At 49.5% G+C, this 15934-nt stretch carries 10 protein-coding genes and 2 pseudogenes; 2 read left to right on the top strand and 10 right to left on the bottom strand.

Going from position 1 to position 15934, the window contains the following annotated elements; genetic code table 11:
* Nucleotides 1–157 precede the first annotated feature (157 nt).
* Nucleotides 158–1174, top strand: coding sequence for a hypothetical protein (locus AC6I7T_RS23630; RefSeq protein ID WP_497790220.1), 1017 nt, complete (start codon nt 158–160; stop codon nt 1172–1174).
* Between the two features lie 417 nt (nt 1175–1591).
* Here the strand turns inward: AC6I7T_RS23630 and AC6I7T_RS23625 are convergent.
* The 3 genes and pseudogenes from AC6I7T_RS23625 to AC6I7T_RS23615 all read right to left on the bottom strand — a co-directional run.
* Nucleotides 1592–2346 (bottom strand): annotated as a pseudogene (locus AC6I7T_RS23625) (ISNCY family transposase); the annotation flags it as partial.
* 303 nt (nt 2347–2649) lie between these two features.
* Nucleotides 2650–3823 (bottom strand): annotated as a pseudogene (locus AC6I7T_RS23620) (IS256 family transposase).
* A gap of 296 nt (nt 3824–4119) precedes the next feature.
* On the bottom strand, nt 4120–5679 hold the full coding sequence (locus tag AC6I7T_RS23615) for a universal stress protein (RefSeq protein ID WP_497794646.1): 1560 nt from the start codon (nt 5677–5679) through the stop codon (nt 4120–4122).
* A gap of 659 nt (nt 5680–6338) precedes the next feature.
* On the opposite strand from AC6I7T_RS23615, the gene AC6I7T_RS23610 reads away from it, so the two are divergent.
* Nucleotides 6339–7091, top strand: a complete 753-nt coding sequence (locus AC6I7T_RS23610) for a glycosyltransferase (RefSeq protein WP_497790219.1) — start codon at nt 6339–6341, stop codon at nt 7089–7091.
* A 49-nt stretch (nt 7092–7140) separates the two neighbouring features.
* On the opposite strand, the gene AC6I7T_RS23605 is transcribed toward AC6I7T_RS23610, so the two are convergent.
* From AC6I7T_RS23605 to AC6I7T_RS23575, 7 genes are all read right to left on the bottom strand, one after another.
* A complete protein-coding gene (locus tag AC6I7T_RS23605; protein WP_497790218.1) occupies nt 7141–8535 on the bottom strand; it encodes a B12-binding domain-containing radical SAM protein in 1395 nt (464 codons plus the stop codon).
* 33 nt (nt 8536–8568) lie between these two features.
* Nucleotides 8569–9645 carry an ABC transporter permease gene (locus tag AC6I7T_RS23600; RefSeq protein WP_497790217.1) on the bottom strand — a complete coding sequence of 359 codons (1077 nt, stop codon included), beginning with the start codon at nt 9643–9645 and terminating at the stop codon, nt 8569–8571.
* The gene (locus AC6I7T_RS23595) at nt 9642–10514 is read right to left on the bottom strand and encodes an ABC transporter ATP-binding protein (RefSeq protein WP_497790216.1); all 873 of its coding nucleotides are present in this window, start codon (nt 10512–10514) and stop codon (nt 9642–9644) included. The genes AC6I7T_RS23600 and AC6I7T_RS23595 overlap by 4 nt, the downstream gene beginning before the upstream one ends.
* Nucleotides 10515–10545: 31 nt before the next feature.
* On the bottom strand, nt 10546–11631 hold the full coding sequence (locus AC6I7T_RS23590; RefSeq protein ID WP_497790215.1) for a U32 family peptidase: 1086 nt from the start codon (nt 11629–11631) through the stop codon (nt 10546–10548).
* Between the two features lie 425 nt (nt 11632–12056).
* Nucleotides 12057–13379, bottom strand: coding sequence for a radical SAM protein (locus tag AC6I7T_RS23585; RefSeq protein ID WP_497790214.1), 1323 nt, complete (start codon nt 13377–13379; stop codon nt 12057–12059).
* Nucleotides 13363–14730, bottom strand: a complete 1368-nt coding sequence (locus AC6I7T_RS23580) for a PqqD family peptide modification chaperone (RefSeq protein ID WP_497794645.1) — start codon at nt 14728–14730, stop codon at nt 13363–13365. The genes AC6I7T_RS23585 and AC6I7T_RS23580 overlap by 17 nt, the downstream gene beginning before the upstream one ends.
* A gap of 65 nt (nt 14731–14795) precedes the next feature.
* On the bottom strand, nt 14796–15917 hold the full coding sequence (locus AC6I7T_RS23575; protein ID WP_497790213.1) for a radical SAM protein: 1122 nt from the start codon (nt 15915–15917) through the stop codon (nt 14796–14798).
* Nucleotides 15918–15934: the final 17 nt, after the last annotated feature.

Raw genomic sequence — 15934 nt, 5'->3', positions numbered from 1 at the left:
CTGCTGCACGATGGTCTTGAGGCTCGGCCTCTTGGTAGGGAAACTGAAGTTTTTCACGAATGGAGGCGTGAAGACTAGGTTTGAATGCATGAATAAGCCTCTCGGGGTTAGTAAAGGTTTACTAGTGTTCCGCCGATATCCTTACAATGGAGCGGTCATGAAGAAAGTTTTGCTCGTTTTGCTCTTGTCCTTGTCTGCCATCCTATGCCGCGCGTATGAAGATCAACCCAAGATAGAAGACCTGAATCAATTGATCGGCAAACAGGTTGTTGTTCAGCGCATGCCTCTCTGCAAGCCAGGAACATATAACTACGAGCTCGCCTACGCCGGTAAGCAAGCAAAGGTGATTTCCATTAAGCCTTTTGACTTCCCCGCCTTGTCGCCCAGAGCGATGAAATTGACTCCTCCAGAAGGAAGGGCGCTCATTCAAGATGCGCAGAAAAGTGCTACGATTTTGCTTCAATTTGAGGACGGTACAAAGCTTGATACGTGTGCGCCTGTAGGTCCGAGTCGGTTGCCTAATTACCTCGAAATAGCCCCAGGAGAGAGTATTGAGCGGGTCGGCGCTGCACCAGGAGCGATGACTGCCAACTCGGCTTCCGGAGATCTTGTAACAACTAATTCAGGAAAAGACCTGCTCAACGATGAAGAGGTTAAAGCTGCTTTATCGGGCAAGGGCCGGGATCATTGGGTTATGATCGCAGATCAAAGCTTCATGGCATCTCAAGGTGCAATGTTTCCCTATCTAGTAATTCGAATGCCAGACTCCATCATTGCAATACGAGCTGCATCAGCCCAACGGCAGTTCCTGAAATATGAGCCGACCGAAGAGGACAGACAGCGCCTAGTCGATGTAGAGGCCCACGGATTCGTCGGTGAAAAGGTTACAGATGGCTGCAATTCAATCACCCGAGTTGTACTGCTTTCTGACCCTTCTGGACATGTCGTTAAAGAAGCACGAAGTAATTCTACGAACATAGAAACATGGGGGAACAATTTTGGTGCAACTAATCAATGTCAAAATCTTCATTCGAAATTTTCGCTTGATGATATGAAAGAGGTGAAGGCAGCGGCCCCAAACGGAGAATTCTATATCGCTGCTTTTTCAGGCTCGATTAATACTAAAATGTACAAAATTAAAAGGAAATTTCAGTTGAAACTTGGGTTGGATTAAGTGGAACCATTTTCTCTTGCAGGAAAGCCTAATACTTTGGGACCACAAGAGATTTGCACTCCAATTATGAGAAAGTTGATTTGAGCGAATGGAATAAACATTGCAACGTCATTCGGAGCATCGGGCAGTGAGTATTTCTTTTTGATCCAATCGCTCAAATCTTTTCCTCCTACCCCGATTCCAGCGTGATCGATTCCTGCCAGGTTTACAAGTATCATCCATCAGGGGTCAGAATAGGTATGAATGCAATGAGATCTCTACCTATACATCGAGTGATATTGCAATCTTCTATTACCACAGTTCCTCGATTTCCACGTTTTCTAACTGCCTTCATAACCGAACTGAACACATGATCTGCGTGGCGGTTAAGTTGATTTTGGAAGTGCGTATCAGAATAGCCATTCATGTTAACCGTGTGAACTGAGCGATGAAAGAGGGAAGAAACCTATTCGCGTTTTCGATGTCGCTGATGCCAGCCAGCCGCAGTTCTTTATTGCGTGACGCCAGGCCCACCTTTCGCGTCACGGTTCACGCGGAAGACCGTGTGCTTGTCTGAGTAAAAAGCGATCGGTCGTCCGTGATCTTGCAGGTAGCCGCGAAGCGCCTCGAAATAGGTGTCAGTGGACTCACTGGGCACGAAGCGTAGTTGCATCAGCTTGCTCGTCGCGTCATCGATAAAGACCGGTAGTGTACACGGATCGCCACGGTCTTCAAACCAGCGGTGTTCACTGCCGTCGATCTGAATCAGCTCGCCGTAGCTCTCACGACGGAGACGCGGTTGATGGAATGTCTTGCGCTGCTTGCGGGAGAGCCAGAGTCCCTCAGCCAGGAGCCAGCGTCTCAGCGTTTCGCGTCCGACTCGAATGCCATGCTTCTCGGCGAGAACCTCGGCGGCGAAAGCTGGACCGAAGTCCGAGTACTGGTTCTGAACAAGCTCAACGGCATGCTTCCGTATCCCTGGGTTGATACTTCTGTTCGACTTACGCCCTCGGGCCTTGTGCGCAAGGGCAGTGCCGCCTTCATCTTGATACTTCTGGAGGAGCCGGTAGGCATGCCTTTCGGTCACATGTAGCATTTCGGCCGCCTTTGGCCATCGTCCATTGGCCCACTAGCACTTCGCTGAGGACTTCAATCCGCTTTAGGTCGCGTTCGCTCATCCGTATCAGGTCCATCCCATGAAATTGACATTTCTAATGGGCAGGAACATGACATTTTTAACGGGCTTCTACATGTTTAGCTATACAGAATTATTATTATCGGACTTTGGGAATGAGGGATTTTTACCGCGCTCCTACCTCCAACGTTGAAAGTAGGCCGCGGGTATCGATGAACCCCAAATATCATCTTCGCAACCAAAAGACGGACTAGGGTAGTGTCCAGGATCTTTCGCACTTTCGATCTCCTGTAGTGCTTAGGAGGTTGTTGGTTGAAGTTGTTTAGCCACTATGCCGCATGGGGCATAGTGGCTAAACGGCTCAGGCGATGGCCACCACTTCGGCCAGCCTGTTCATCTGCAGATACCGTTTCGTGCCCCACTTGGTGGCAGCGACATGACGTAGACGGGCTGCAACCAACATCAGTGCCGAATGTCCGTCCGGAAACGCTCCTACTACTCGTGTTCGTCGTCGTATCTCACGATTCAGTCGTTCCAGTGGGTTATTGGTTCGGATACAGCGCCAGTGTTCAGGCGGCATTTTGTAGTAACTCAACGTTTCTTCAACGCCATTTTCCACGATCTCGGCAGCCTTAGATAGACGCATCCCACGCAGCTTTTCTATTACTTGACGAGCCTTTTCTCTGGCAGCTGCGGCATCTTCCTGCGCATGGATCGCCTTGAGCATCGCGGCCACTTCCTTCACCTTGCCCGTTGGGCACTGCGGTCCACACGTTGCGATAGAAATGAACTACGCAGCGTTGCCAGCTTGCTTCCGGATAGAACTCAGCCAAGTTCTCGACCAAGCCCAGGCACTTGTCAGAAACAAACAGTTGCACACCTTTTAGTCCGCGCTGCTTTAACTCCCGCAGAAACGCCGTCCAACTCGGGCCATCCTCCTTGGCCCCTTCGCTGACACCCAGGATCTCCCGATAGCCACTCTGTGCTACCCCAATCGCTACCAGTACAGAGACGTTCTTTACCTCTCCGCCCCAGCTGCGCTTCAACCAGATTCCATCTAGAAAAACATATGGGAAATCACCAACTAGTGGCCGTTGCCGCCACTCATCGATCTTGCCGTAGATCTTTTGGTCCAGCTCGCTCACCGTCGACGCTGATACCCGTGTACCCCACAGTGCTTGCGTTATGTCTTCCACCCGCCGCACGCTCACTCCTGCCAGATACATCTCGATCAGTGCCTCTTCGACGGAGGACTCTCGTCGTCGATAGCGCTCGATGATAGCCGTCTCAAACGTCAGGCTCCGCAGCTTCGGTACCGTGAGTCTCACTTCGCCGGCCTTGCTCTGCAACCGCCGCTCATAGCTTCCTGCTCGGGTATCCCTGCGCCTCTCCGCCCGTTCGTACTTCCGGGCTGCGCACAGCTGATCCGCTTCTGCATCCAGCAGACCGTTCAAGGTCTCTTCGACCGTCGTTCGCACCACTTCGTCCAGATGCGACTGTATCCGCTGCTCGTCGATCTGTATTACCGGCCCTATTGCCGACTTCGCACTTCCACCAGGTCCAACTCCTTCTTGCTCGGTTGGCTCCATCGTCCTCGCCTCGGAGGTCTTGCTCCTCCTGCTTGTACCAGCCCCTCAAGCCTACATCTTTGACCTAAATGTGCGAAAAATATCGTACGTTATCCTATCTCTGACATATGAACACGACGCATTTGGGGATAAACATTCTCATAAGCCATAATGGCCATAGGCACGCCCCCACTCCCATTACCCTCCACTGGGGTCACAGTACCGGTATCTATTTCTGGTCTAGCTCAGCGATTAGTACTCGTTCACGGAATCCGAACGGTCATGACGGGGCAACATGCCTTGGTCACGATCTGTTCGGCAACACGACAATCTAAATGACCTGAGATCTGATCGGGAGATCGCAATACCTGAACAATCAGATCGGCACAAATCTGATTGGCTAGTTCGAGAACTTTGACAGGATCCCAACCTATCTGAATCTGTAGACGTGGTTGAGAAGGCAGGTGATCTATCGAGGCAAGAACCTCTCGGAAATTCTCCATGCATGTTAGTGAGGCATCCTCCACACGCTCTGATGCATTCACTGTCACTTGGTCGATGACACAAATAATCGTCAGCTCTGCTGCGCTCCACTTTGCAAACCACGCAGCACTGAGTGCAGCACGCATTGAATCCCTCTGCCAGCCTGACACAAACAACACGTTTCCTCGCTCTTTACACGATCGTTTTCGGGTTTCAATGGCTGGATTTACTGTGAGAACCGAGCACATCGCCTTGTTGAAGATTTCTCTTGCTGTTGATCCTAGACCATTGCTATATCCGCGATTATCGTGAATACCAACCGCAATCAATCCGATGTCGTTCTGTAGAATTTCTTGGTCCAGTTCCGTCCACACCTCTCCCAGTCTCACTAATGTTTCGCAAGAGCGAGATGCCACTATTCCTTTACTAGTCAGTTCATGTTGAAGAATCTGCAATTCGTTTCGTGCCTCGCGCACCAACACACCATTGCTCGTGCCAACATATGCTGAACGCTTATAAGGAATAACATATGCAAGATAATAGGTCGCTCGGCAGAAGTTCGTTAATTCGACGACACACTCTAGCGCCTTTATCGCCCGACCTGAAAGATCAATAGGAACAAGAATTTTCAAAAGACTATGGTGTTTGCAGTACAGGGCGACCGTTAGATCTGCACTTTGGCCCCACTTTTTTCTATAGTAAGCACCTCTGCTACCGTGCATCGCATCGGCACCACGCTCTGCAAGTGCGCGTATCGAGCTATGTCTCTGATGGTAGTATTTCCAACGGATTTCTTTAACTGACAAACCGCACTTACACATCTGCATAAACAAATCATTGTCTTCCCACCCCCAGCCAGGACCGAATTCTGGATCAAACCGACACTTCTTGAAAACTTCATCCGAAAAAAGACCATACTGAGTATACGCAATCCAGCCATCTCGAATTTCTGCGGCCTTGCCTAATGGGGAGCACTCAACCTCCTCCCGATTCCGTGTGCAATAATCAGGATCCAAACCGACACATCCGACATTCAGATCGCACATTACACTTGAGAGATATTCGTAACTTCCAGGGATATATATTATGTCGCCATCTAGCAAAAGCACGTCCCCCTGGCAGACCTGGATCCCTTGGTTTCTTGCCACAGCGGCACCCATATTACCGGCATTTAGAATGGAACGAATCTTCGGTTGACTATTAAGATAGTCAACCGTACCGTCATTACTTCCGTTATCGACAACGACAACTCTCACATTATCTGCAAGAAGCAGTTCTACTGATTCTTTCAATAGCTCTAGGTTGTTGAAGCTTACAACAACGCAGTTTTTAGCTTTCATGTTGATCACTTTCTTCTCCAACAAATGGAAGTCCAGGATGTACAGCGTACGTCACGCGAGAGAATGTGAGTAGCATTTATGGTACCCTGAATCTCGCTACGAGTGGCCACAAGCATCACATGTTCGAGCATGGACCTATCCATTCCATTAACCTGCTTCTTCTTCGCCTTTGACAGAAAACCACTCTGACTATACAGTCTATTTCTTCATAATATACTTCTGGCTGATGAAACTATTATGTCAAACGCCTATTTAGTGGTATCTTTACCTCAACCGCTGGCCACAAGAAGGATCTCATGTCCCACTTTCTATACTGCTCGCCTCCACTTGTTAGTCATCTATATATATCGTTACCTTCGGCCCTTGCGCTTCAGAAGCGAGGCCACCAAATTAATTTTTACGTCGGCGATCATGAAGGGTATCCAGGCCCAGACATTCATGCACTCTTGGCAGCACTAGGATTCTCCGTGTGCCCAGCACAAAAAGGTGCGCGGTTCTTACCTTTTACGTCTTCTGACAATCACATAGATGACGCCACACTCCGTACTCACTTTCAGAATTCAGGTTCCCACATCGCAGAAGACTTAGGGCTCTTCCTCCGTAAGTCCAAACCTGACGTTTTGGTAGTGGATTGTCTGGCCGTGGGAGCATTAACCATCATGCATCGAGTCAATGTTCCATGGGCCTCTTTTTCTACTGCCGGAATGGCGGATACCCCGCTGATTTCTCGATTTTTACATGTAGTACCAATCCCGAAATCCTTTGAGATGCCCAATGTAAAAGCTCGACCGCAAGTACGCTACGTCGGGATGTCTGTGTGGCAAGGAAGCTTCGGATCGCTTCCTTCGTGGATACAAAAACAATCATCTGAGCGTCCTCTTGTTCTCGTAGGTGTAACGAGTCTAAGAGACCCGCACAAAGGTCCAACACCTCACAAACGCTATTTGCGTGCAGTATTGGATGGGTTGGCTCAAGAAGACGTAACGGTGATAGTCGCGCTTTCGGATGGCAGTGATCCGGCGGAACATGCACCCTGGCCTGATAATGCACACTTCACTAACTTCATTGCGTACGCCTCGTTAATGCCACAAGTATCGGCTGTTATCACCAATGCAGGACTTGGAACCCTAACCTGTGCCATTTCAAATGGCGTTCCAGTTGTAGCGGTGCCCATGTGTCGTGATCAGCCCATGCAGGCTCAGCGGTGTCAGAATGCAGGGATTGGAATCTCTATACCTTTTGAGGACCTTACAGCTGAACGTGTGCGCCATTCTTTACAGGACGTGCTCAATCAGCCTAGTTATCGAACCAGCACTTTGGCAATAGCGGAGGAGAACCGGCGGCTTCATGCTCCTGAGTACACAGCCGATTTGCTAGAGCAGTTGGCCTTGACACGTACGCCACTTCATTAGCTCTCCCAAAGAATCGGTTCCTCTTTCGGACCATATTTGTCCTTTTACCCTAACAGTGGGGCGTTTGGTAGCCCCCTGGTCTGGGCCTCAGTCCTTGAGCATCAAACAACGACGTCCATCTCCCCAGATTTGCCTCGAAATATAGCTGTCGCATGTCGCCGGCGCTCAAATAATTCGTTTCGATTACAGGCTCAGTAAATGTGTAGTGATCCCAATCTTGTGTTACAAAGCGGATGCCCAGTTCAGCGGCATGATCATAAATATATGTACCTGGCAGAGGCGTCAGTAGAGTAAATGCGTAAGTGACACGCCCGCGACCCTTATGGCGCTCTTGTTCCGTTCCAGCACCCAAGCGCTTGAGCCGATTTGCGTAGGCAATTGTCTCGGACACCGTGCTGAATGTATCTTGAGGAAACCCGATGATAAACGAACAGACCACATCTAGGCCCACGGATTGGCTCAGATCGACAACTTCTTCGACGTACTCCAGGTGAATCCCTTTGTGAATCTGACGCATGATATCTGGATTGCCTGTTTCCACCCCATAGTTGACGCCGACACACCCCGCTTCGACTAGCTTAGTCGCCAAATCCAAGCTCATCGTATTGATTCGCGCCTCACATGTCCATTCGAGCTTAAGCCTACGATCCACAATGAGATCGCAGATTTCCATAGCTCGATTGGGCCACAGAGTGAACGTGTCATCGGCAATGAACAACGACTTTAACCCATAGCGATCGACCAGTTCTTCGATCTCATCGACAACATACCTCGCCGCTCGCGCTCGATATTGAGGATGACGATACAGCGAGTTGGCTGCGCAAAAGATGCAGTGGGAGGGACAACCTCGTGCCGTGATCAACACGCCTGGTTTCGCATATCGCTCAAGTCTTAGAAGATGCCGGGCTGGTAGGGGCAGACGATCTAGATCAGCAATCAAAGGCCTCAACGGAGTTAGACAAATGTTTCCAGTGCCGTCTTGACTACGAAAGGCTATTCCTCGAATCTGATCGAGCGATAATTTAGGGCTATTGAAATATTGCATTAACTCCAGAATGGTCTCTTCACCTTCGTGACGCACAACGACATCGACCGCAGTACAAGCAAGAGTTTCTTCCAGCAGGAAGGTTGCCTGTGGGCCACCGATGATCACATAGGTATCTGGGGCAACTGCCTTGATCGACCCGGCGACGCGCAGAGCATTTTTGTAGGTCTTAACTACAGTACTCAAGCCGACAACGCGCGGCTTATGTTCTCTCAGATAGCATGCCAACTCGGCACCACGCATATGCTCGATCTGCATGTCCAATATCTCAACGCTGTAGCCCGCCCGTTCTAGAACAGCAGCTAGATAAGCTAGGCCCAAGGGTGGCGAAATTCCACCGGGTGGATCGATCGGGCTGACGCAGATTGGGGGCGGAAGGATGAGGAGAATATCTAACATAGCTCTATCTCTGCCATCCGGGAGTTTTCACGATTAACGCGATCTCTCATGTTGCAATCTCCACACTACAATCACAAACATAGCAGCAATCCCACCTAACGTTACGCTTAGTGGAGCCAACCACTGGTCGATAGTTGTTTTCCCTCGGGATGCCAAGTCAATGAGTTGTCCAATGCTGTAGGTAGGAACAACATGCAGGATCATCTCGACTTTCCGCGGAAATGGCATCATCACGGTCCAGCTTGGCAACATGAGTGCGAGCATGACAATGCTGCTCCAAGTGTTGACTTGATTGGTTGTAGATAGAATTCCACCCAAGAGCAATCCAACAAGAATAAAAAACAAAGCGCCAAGAATGATGCCGAACAGATCTAAAATCCAATTACCGTGCCACCCGTTGTTGAGAGTAAGCAAGATCAACGTCAACAATAATGCATAAAAGAGGCCCACCAGAACCTTTCCGATGACCAGATCTGCAGTAGTAGCAGGAGAACACTGCAAGGCTAGTAGCGTTCCTCTTTCTCTCTCCTCGACCAGTAATGTGGGCACCACAAACGTTCCCACCATGGCGAGAGACATTACCAATAGAAACACAAGAAAGTTAGCTCGCGGATCATAATCGCCAGCCGACCAACCACCTAGTTGCGAGACATTGATGAACATGAGCCGAACCGGCATGCTCCGCTCAACAAGTTTCCATGATTGCTCCTGCACAAGCTGATGAAAGCTCGCAACACCGCCTCCTCCGCTGCTGCCATTGACAAATACCTTAACCTGCGGCCGCTCGCCTCTTTCAAGTTGGTAGTCAAAATTGTCTGGAACAACAATACCGCCTACGGCTTCTTTCGCCACTTGCAGAGGAACCTGTTCAGGCGTCTCAGCTTTGAGTATGCGAAGATTCTTTTGCTCCTTCAATAGAGTAGTCAATTTGGATTGACCAGAATCGTAAACACAAATGGTCACACTCATTCGACTTGAAGCAGGGGAGAAAATGATTCCCAGCAGAAATGAAAGGCCGATAGGCAATACAATTGCAAATAGGACATAGAGGTTTTTGATAGCATCGCGGATATCCTTCGCAGCTATTGCAGCAATAATGTACCAGTTCATTGCGTCAGTTGCCTTCCGGTAAGTTGAAGAAACACCTCTTCCAAGGTTGCTTCTTGAGAATGAATACTAAACACCTTACCGCTTTGAACCAGCTCAGCGAGATGCTGCCTTTCAGCCGAAATGTCCAAGTACAATGTGATTTCCTGCTCATTTTGCAATGTCACCCTGACTTGCTTTTGCTTAGGCGAACACTGTTGCTTGAGATGAGCCGGCGTATCCAATGCAACAACCCTTCCTTGATCTATGATTGCCACTCTATCGCAAAGTTGATCGGCTTCTTCCATATAGTGTGTTGTCAAAAACACCGTGATCCCGCGTTGAGCAAGGTCGGCGATTAGCGCACGCAAACCACGAGCAACCGCTGGATCTAGACCACGCGTCGGTTCATCAAGAAAAAGTACCTGGGGTTCATGGAGCAATGCTCGTGCAATGAGCAGCCGTTGCCTCATCCCATTCGAAAAATGACTCACGATCTCGTGTTGACGATCCTGCAATTGCAGTTGAGCTAATATTGTCACCACTCGTGCGCGCGGCACTCTGTACAAACTCGCGAAAAAGGAGAGGTTATTATATGCAGACATTCGATCATAAAGGTTTTGGGATTCAAATACGACGCCGACTCGAGATCTCAGCATTTGGCGCTGTGAAATGACATCACATCCAGCTACATGAGCAGTGCCGCTCGTAGGTGTTAGTTGACCTGTCAGCATTCGAATAGTAGTTGTTTTGCCCGTCCCGTTCGGCCCTAGGAAACCGAAAATCTCGCCTCGCCCCACGGTAAAGGATACATTTGATACGGCATTCGTACTATTAAACATTCGGGACAGTCCCTCAACCCGAATCGCAACATCAGTGCTGGTCGAACTCATTGCGCCCCCTTTCGAGCCTGTACCCGAAAGATCACTCCTCAAATAACTTGCAGCTCAACATCCTACTAGACAGCTCTCTATACTGAATGATTTCCTCCGCTAAGGCTTCAGAGTTAGCTACGGCCAGCGCCTTGTCTGCCACCTTTTGACAATAATCACAAACATCACAATTTAATTCGCAATTCTGCTCGTGAAAGAAATCCAGAAAACCGCCGAGCTTGTTGTTATCGATCATAAAGGGCATTTTGTTCGATGGCGGAAAAAGCAACTCTAGTAAATTGCCGTCAAATTGACGGTTCGAGTATGCGAGCGCAACTGCCATATTCCACTCCTTACTGCCGGTACGATAACCAACCTTGAAGCGATGAATGCCCAATGCTTCATAAGAGACTATATCCTCCGGGCGAATCCAGCGACTGCGAATCAATTCGACAGGTTGTGTATATTTCAATAGGCTGCAACGAACTACGGGAAAATCGACATACAGACCGCTTGCCGGGCTGATCGGCTGCGAGGCATGACCAACCATGCTGTGGTGATACGAACGATAAGGACATTTATAAAGACAATACTCGGTGGCCAATAATTCCAATTCCACCCGGCCGTAGGCCACGGCTTTCTTCAGAAAACGAAAATCACGATTAGCATTAAAGTCTAGTGTGACAACGTCCGCACCCATATCAGCGAAATACCGCAAACCTGGCATTGAATTGACGTGGCTCATCACTGAGATCTTTACCTTCAACTGAGGGAAATTACGCTTCACCACTTCAATCAAATAGGGGTTAGTAACGACTACTTGATCCACGCCGAGATTGCACAGTTCTTCGAAGAATCGTAGTATACCTTTCTGTCCAGCAGGAGTGTATTCAGCATTGCCCATGCAGGGCGCATTGGCCGTGTAGGTGAAAGCAAACCCGTACTCATGTGCTCGGGCAATATGTTCTTTCTGCTGGGTTGACGTAACCTTCGGTAAGGCAATTGACGGGCGTCCTTGCCCGACCAAGAACGATGCGCCCGCACCAAACAGCTCTCCTATGTTGTGGGTTCTTTTATTCAGCTCGTGTAACCAGTCTAAATATGCATTATCCCAGATAGTAGCCACGCTCAATTTCATTTCGCACCTCAAGTTAGGATTTGACGGATTGTAGATATTTCCCCCAAAGACCTCCTCCCACAGACGAGATGATTATATCCATGATATCGATGTAACCTTCCGTCTTCCTGCCTCTCCGCAGAATTAGAGGCTACAATTCAAACAGCGACCAGATGTGTTTTGAGGACGTACTTCTCTTCCGCCGGCCAAGTCCCAAGGTTAATCTGCTGTTCATCTCCAGCAAGGACGAAGCCATCTGCGCTAAAGCGCCACACATTGAAGTTGGCGGAATGTTTCTACACAGATGGACGTTTTATCGTATCCTCGCTGACAAAATCCCTAATCCAGCGCAACGTAAAGAATTCCAGGTCCAGTAGGACATACCACGATCAGGCTTACCAACCTGAAGCCTGAGTGGCATCATTCACCCATCGCTGTTCGAAATCTTATCTTCCATTCCCGCGTAAGGCTAGAGTCTCCAACCTCATTAACTGATCGACTTGAGCATTCAGTTGTCCATATGCAGCACAATACTCCTCGGCGTCAGGACCGCTCCAGCTGCCGGTAATCAAGTACGCACGAGCTCGGCAACCGCCATGACATCGGGGTCTCCATCGACAGGTGCAACAACTAGAAAGCTCGTCATCGCGAATAGCCCGAAGCCTATTCAAGAGCGGCGAATCCCTCCAAATAGTCTCGAAGGATTGTTGGTGCAAATTGCCCGCTGCACCTATTGCGGAATAAACTGGCCGGCAGGGGGTCACATCGCCATTGGCATAGATCATGCACCATTTCTGCCCGACTCCGCAATTATGAGCCTCAGAAATTATGTTACTAAAACCACCCACCTCACGTTCAGCTTCACCGGCCAACACTCGGCCTCCGGTTTTCAGATATTTACGCAATCCCACTAGGCTAACCTCTTGTCGTTGTTTCGAGGACAACGACAGCTCTGTCCAGTGATTCTTTGCCCGACCGGATTCGGATACGACTGCTAGATGGACACTTTCTGCACCCCAACCCAAAGCTAGATCAATTGTTTGGGACAAGTAAGGTAGATTGAAAGCCGTCACACAATGATTCACCGAAACAGCCAGCTTTCGATTCACCAAAGAAGACACGAAAGCCTGAATCACCTCGAAATTTCCTGGGCCGCGGATGTAGTCATGAATCTCTGCAGAGGGGCCCTCCAAGCTAACAATAACGTAGCGCAAGTTGGATAAGCGAGTAAGGTTATCCCAATCGGATTCCTGCCATGAAACACCATTGGTGGAAATATCAACAGCAATGTTATGGTCTGCCGCCATAGTGGCAATCTCAAATAGATCTGGACGTAGATGTGGTTCACCGCCTGTGAGCACCACTACTAGAGGGTTGAACGTTTCCAACGACGCGAACAGTTGAGCCAATTCCGCATATGACAACTCATCACGTTCAGCCTGACCACTCGTCACAAAACAGTGGCGGCAACGCAAGTTACACGCGTTGGTGATACGTAGAACGACATAGTCTAGGCGTGGCTCAATAGAATTGAACGCCAGAGATCGTTCCCCCTCGCCTTGGGACGTTAACACGTGTTCCTGGAGTAACCAAGCCAACGAGTCCGGCCAATTCCCAGCATTTGGTGCTAGAACCATCTCCTGCAGTTGCTGAGTCTCGGTTTTGTTTAGCGAGATTGAACGACGCTCGACAGGAAGATAAAGACGCGAACCGTCTGGAGCCGATTTCCACGCTGCACACTTGCTAAGAAACCTAACCTTCGAGTTCACGCGATTCGGACTCCAGATTATGCTCACAATCTAGCAGCGCTTCGACAGTGGTGCACGGGCGTACTTCGTCATAGAATCGCTGGAAGAAGATCTTCTTCCAAGCGCACGACACTTCGTCGGATGGGGCATAAATATCGTGATATGCCGAATACGCAAGCGAACGACACCCGCCGCCGCAATCGTATTTGAACCTACACGTGTTGCATTCTCGAAATTGATCCACTGTCATTTCGCGAAACATACTCATCGTGGGGGAGTGTTCCCAAATCTCTTTTAGCGGTTTCTGGCGAATATTTCCTGCAATGAATTCATCCCACCATAGCGCTTGACAGGCTAGCACCTCGCCTTGCGAATTGATATCACAGCTATCTTTCGCGGCGCTGCACATCTTCCGCTTGAATCCATTTTCCTGGGAGTGAAAGGGATCCCAGGCATAATCAGGCGGACGAAGACCCTCCCCCACCTGGATGCCTCGCTCAGTTACACGCTTGCACGCGTGGTAGAGTCTCATACATGCGATCTGTGCAGGAGTAAGCGCAAGTTCGTGTGAAAAGGTTCGTGCTCTCCCGTTAAGAACGATCTCCGAGAAGTTTACCGAGCGGGCGCCCAATTTTTTACACAGCTCAAAAAACCGATGATGCTCTGCATAGTTGATCCGTGTCACGGTTACCGCCACATGCACAGGAATCCCGGCACTACTAAGTAACTCAATCGCACGCGCGGCGTGAGCAAACGAACCCGGTGCCCTACGCAGCAGTTCATGTGTTTCTGCAGTGACACCATCCAAACTGATCTGAAGGCTGTTGATCAACGCATGCTTTGCGCGCTCAACAAATGCTTCGTCAACGAGCAGACCATTGGTGAATATAGAGACCGCAATCTGTGCAGCATTCAGGGCATCGATGAGAGTCCATAAATGAGGATGAAGGAGCGGCTCCCCTCCGGTAAGGATCACGTCGAATAATTTGAATACTGGTAGCTGCTTCACTAAATTCAACCAATCATCAATCTGAAGTTCGTCTTTCAAAGCATCACCCGCAGAGACGAAGCAATGTTTGCAACGTAAATTGCAGCGACTACTTAGAGCCAAAGTGACATAATCAAGTGCGGGTGAGATTTCGTCTGGCCGAATCGGTGAGCCCTCTGAGGGGTTAGTTGTTATGATCTCACTCCTAGCGAGTTTGTCGAATAGGGTCAGTGTGTCATGTGCAGCCCGTTCTCGTGGAATTCTGTAATTCTGAGATTGAGCAGTGATGATCTGCGCGACAGTCATGCGTCCATCCAGGCTCTTTACTGCAGCCGTAGCTGACGGATTGAGATATATTTTCTTGTGAGCCCTAGGTACCCACAAAACCGAACCAAACGCACGACCTTTCCATGTGACATTTGCATCTAGTAGGCATATCTCTCCCTCATTCAATGCAATAGATCCTCTCTTTCCAGCAAAGTCTGTAACGGGTCAGTGCTATTGAACATTACACGCGACATACGTTGATAGTAGAGCTGCTCCCAGAAACATCTGGCGATGTTGGGACTACCCACGAAGCTGCCAGTTTCAGCCAGAGCTAAAGCGCGACAAGTACCACCACACAGACTTCTATTCGCACATTCGCGGCACCTCACAAAGCATCCATTGGTACACTGTCGAGCCTGCTGGAAAACCGGGGAATGTTCCCATATGTCGCGTAATTCCTTGTATCGCACATTACCGCCAACCCAATCGGACCCGTTAAGCAGCGGGCAGATCAAAACATCACCATTTGGCAAGATATGCCCGCCTGAGTCGCGTCCCAAGCAACTCTGAACCTTGTTCCATTTGGTCCTGGCTCCATCCGAGTTATGTGAGGTTACCTTCCTAAAGGTTTCTCCCTCATGCGCCTTCTGGTGAAGTACACCAGCCAAGGAGAGCGTAGCAATCATAGACCGTAACTGGAACAATTGCTTAATGTCGAGTTCCATCTCAGCGCGCTTTGCGCGTGCTGCGCCAAGAGGTAAAAACTCGCTAATTGACACCGGCAGTTTGCGCTGACGCGCAAACTTTATGACGTTCAGATATTCGGTAGCCGTCGGGCGAGTAACCGTACACGTCAGCTCAAGAGGCAAGCCGGATGCCTGGGCTAGCTCAACACCACGCAAGGTAGAAACAAAAGCGCCCTCGCCACGCAACCCATCATGAGTCTCCGGTCCCGAGCCATCGAAACTAATCTGAATCTTGGAGAGTTTGGCATTTTGGGCTTGTTCAACAAAGGACTGATCAATGAGCGCGCCATTAGTGCAAAGAATTACGCCAACGTTGATTGAATTGATTTCCGTGACCAGATCCCACAAATCCCTTCGCAGCAAGGGCTCGCCACCAGTTATGATCACACTTACCAACTTTAGAGGCTTCAATTGCCGAATCGTCTCTAGCCATTGAGTCCTACTCATTTCCTCCTCAGGGCTATCGGTCAATGGAATGTAGCAGTGTTTGCAGCGTAAGTTGCAGCGATGAGTTAGCGCGAAGGAAAAGTAATCTACAGGTGGAGAGACTTCGTCCATATCGGCGGGTTTTCCGC

The sequence above is a fragment of the Humiphilus diazotrophicus genome, from assembly GCF_059726315.1.
Note: the sequence above shows the minus strand (reverse complement) of the source record. Positions and strands in the feature narration are given on the sequence as shown.

Coding starts and splice junctions, on each gene's coding strand:
- AC6I7T_RS23610 (WP_497790219.1), top strand. CDS start 6,339: ATGCATCGAGTCAATGTTCCATGGGCCTCTTTTTCTACTGCCGGAATG.
- AC6I7T_RS23595 (WP_497790216.1), bottom strand. CDS start 10,514: ATGAGTTCGACCAGCACTGATGTTGCGATTCGGGTTGAGGGACTGTCC.
- AC6I7T_RS23590 (WP_497790215.1), bottom strand. CDS start 11,631: ATGAAATTGAGCGTGGCTACTATCTGGGATAATGCATATTTAGACTGG.
- AC6I7T_RS23630 (WP_497790220.1), top strand. CDS start 158: ATGAAGAAAGTTTTGCTCGTTTTGCTCTTGTCCTTGTCTGCCATCCTA.
- AC6I7T_RS23605 (WP_497790218.1), bottom strand. CDS start 8,535: ATGTTAGATATTCTCCTCATCCTTCCGCCCCCAATCTGCGTCAGCCCG.
- AC6I7T_RS23575 (WP_497790213.1), bottom strand. CDS start 15,917: ATGGACGAAGTCTCTCCACCTGTAGATTACTTTTCCTTCGCGCTAACT.
- AC6I7T_RS23615 (WP_497794646.1), bottom strand. CDS start 5,679: ATGAAAGCTAAAAACTGCGTTGTTGTAAGCTTCAACAACCTAGAGCTA.
- AC6I7T_RS23600 (WP_497790217.1), bottom strand. CDS start 9,645: ATGAACTGGTACATTATTGCTGCAATAGCTGCGAAGGATATCCGCGAT.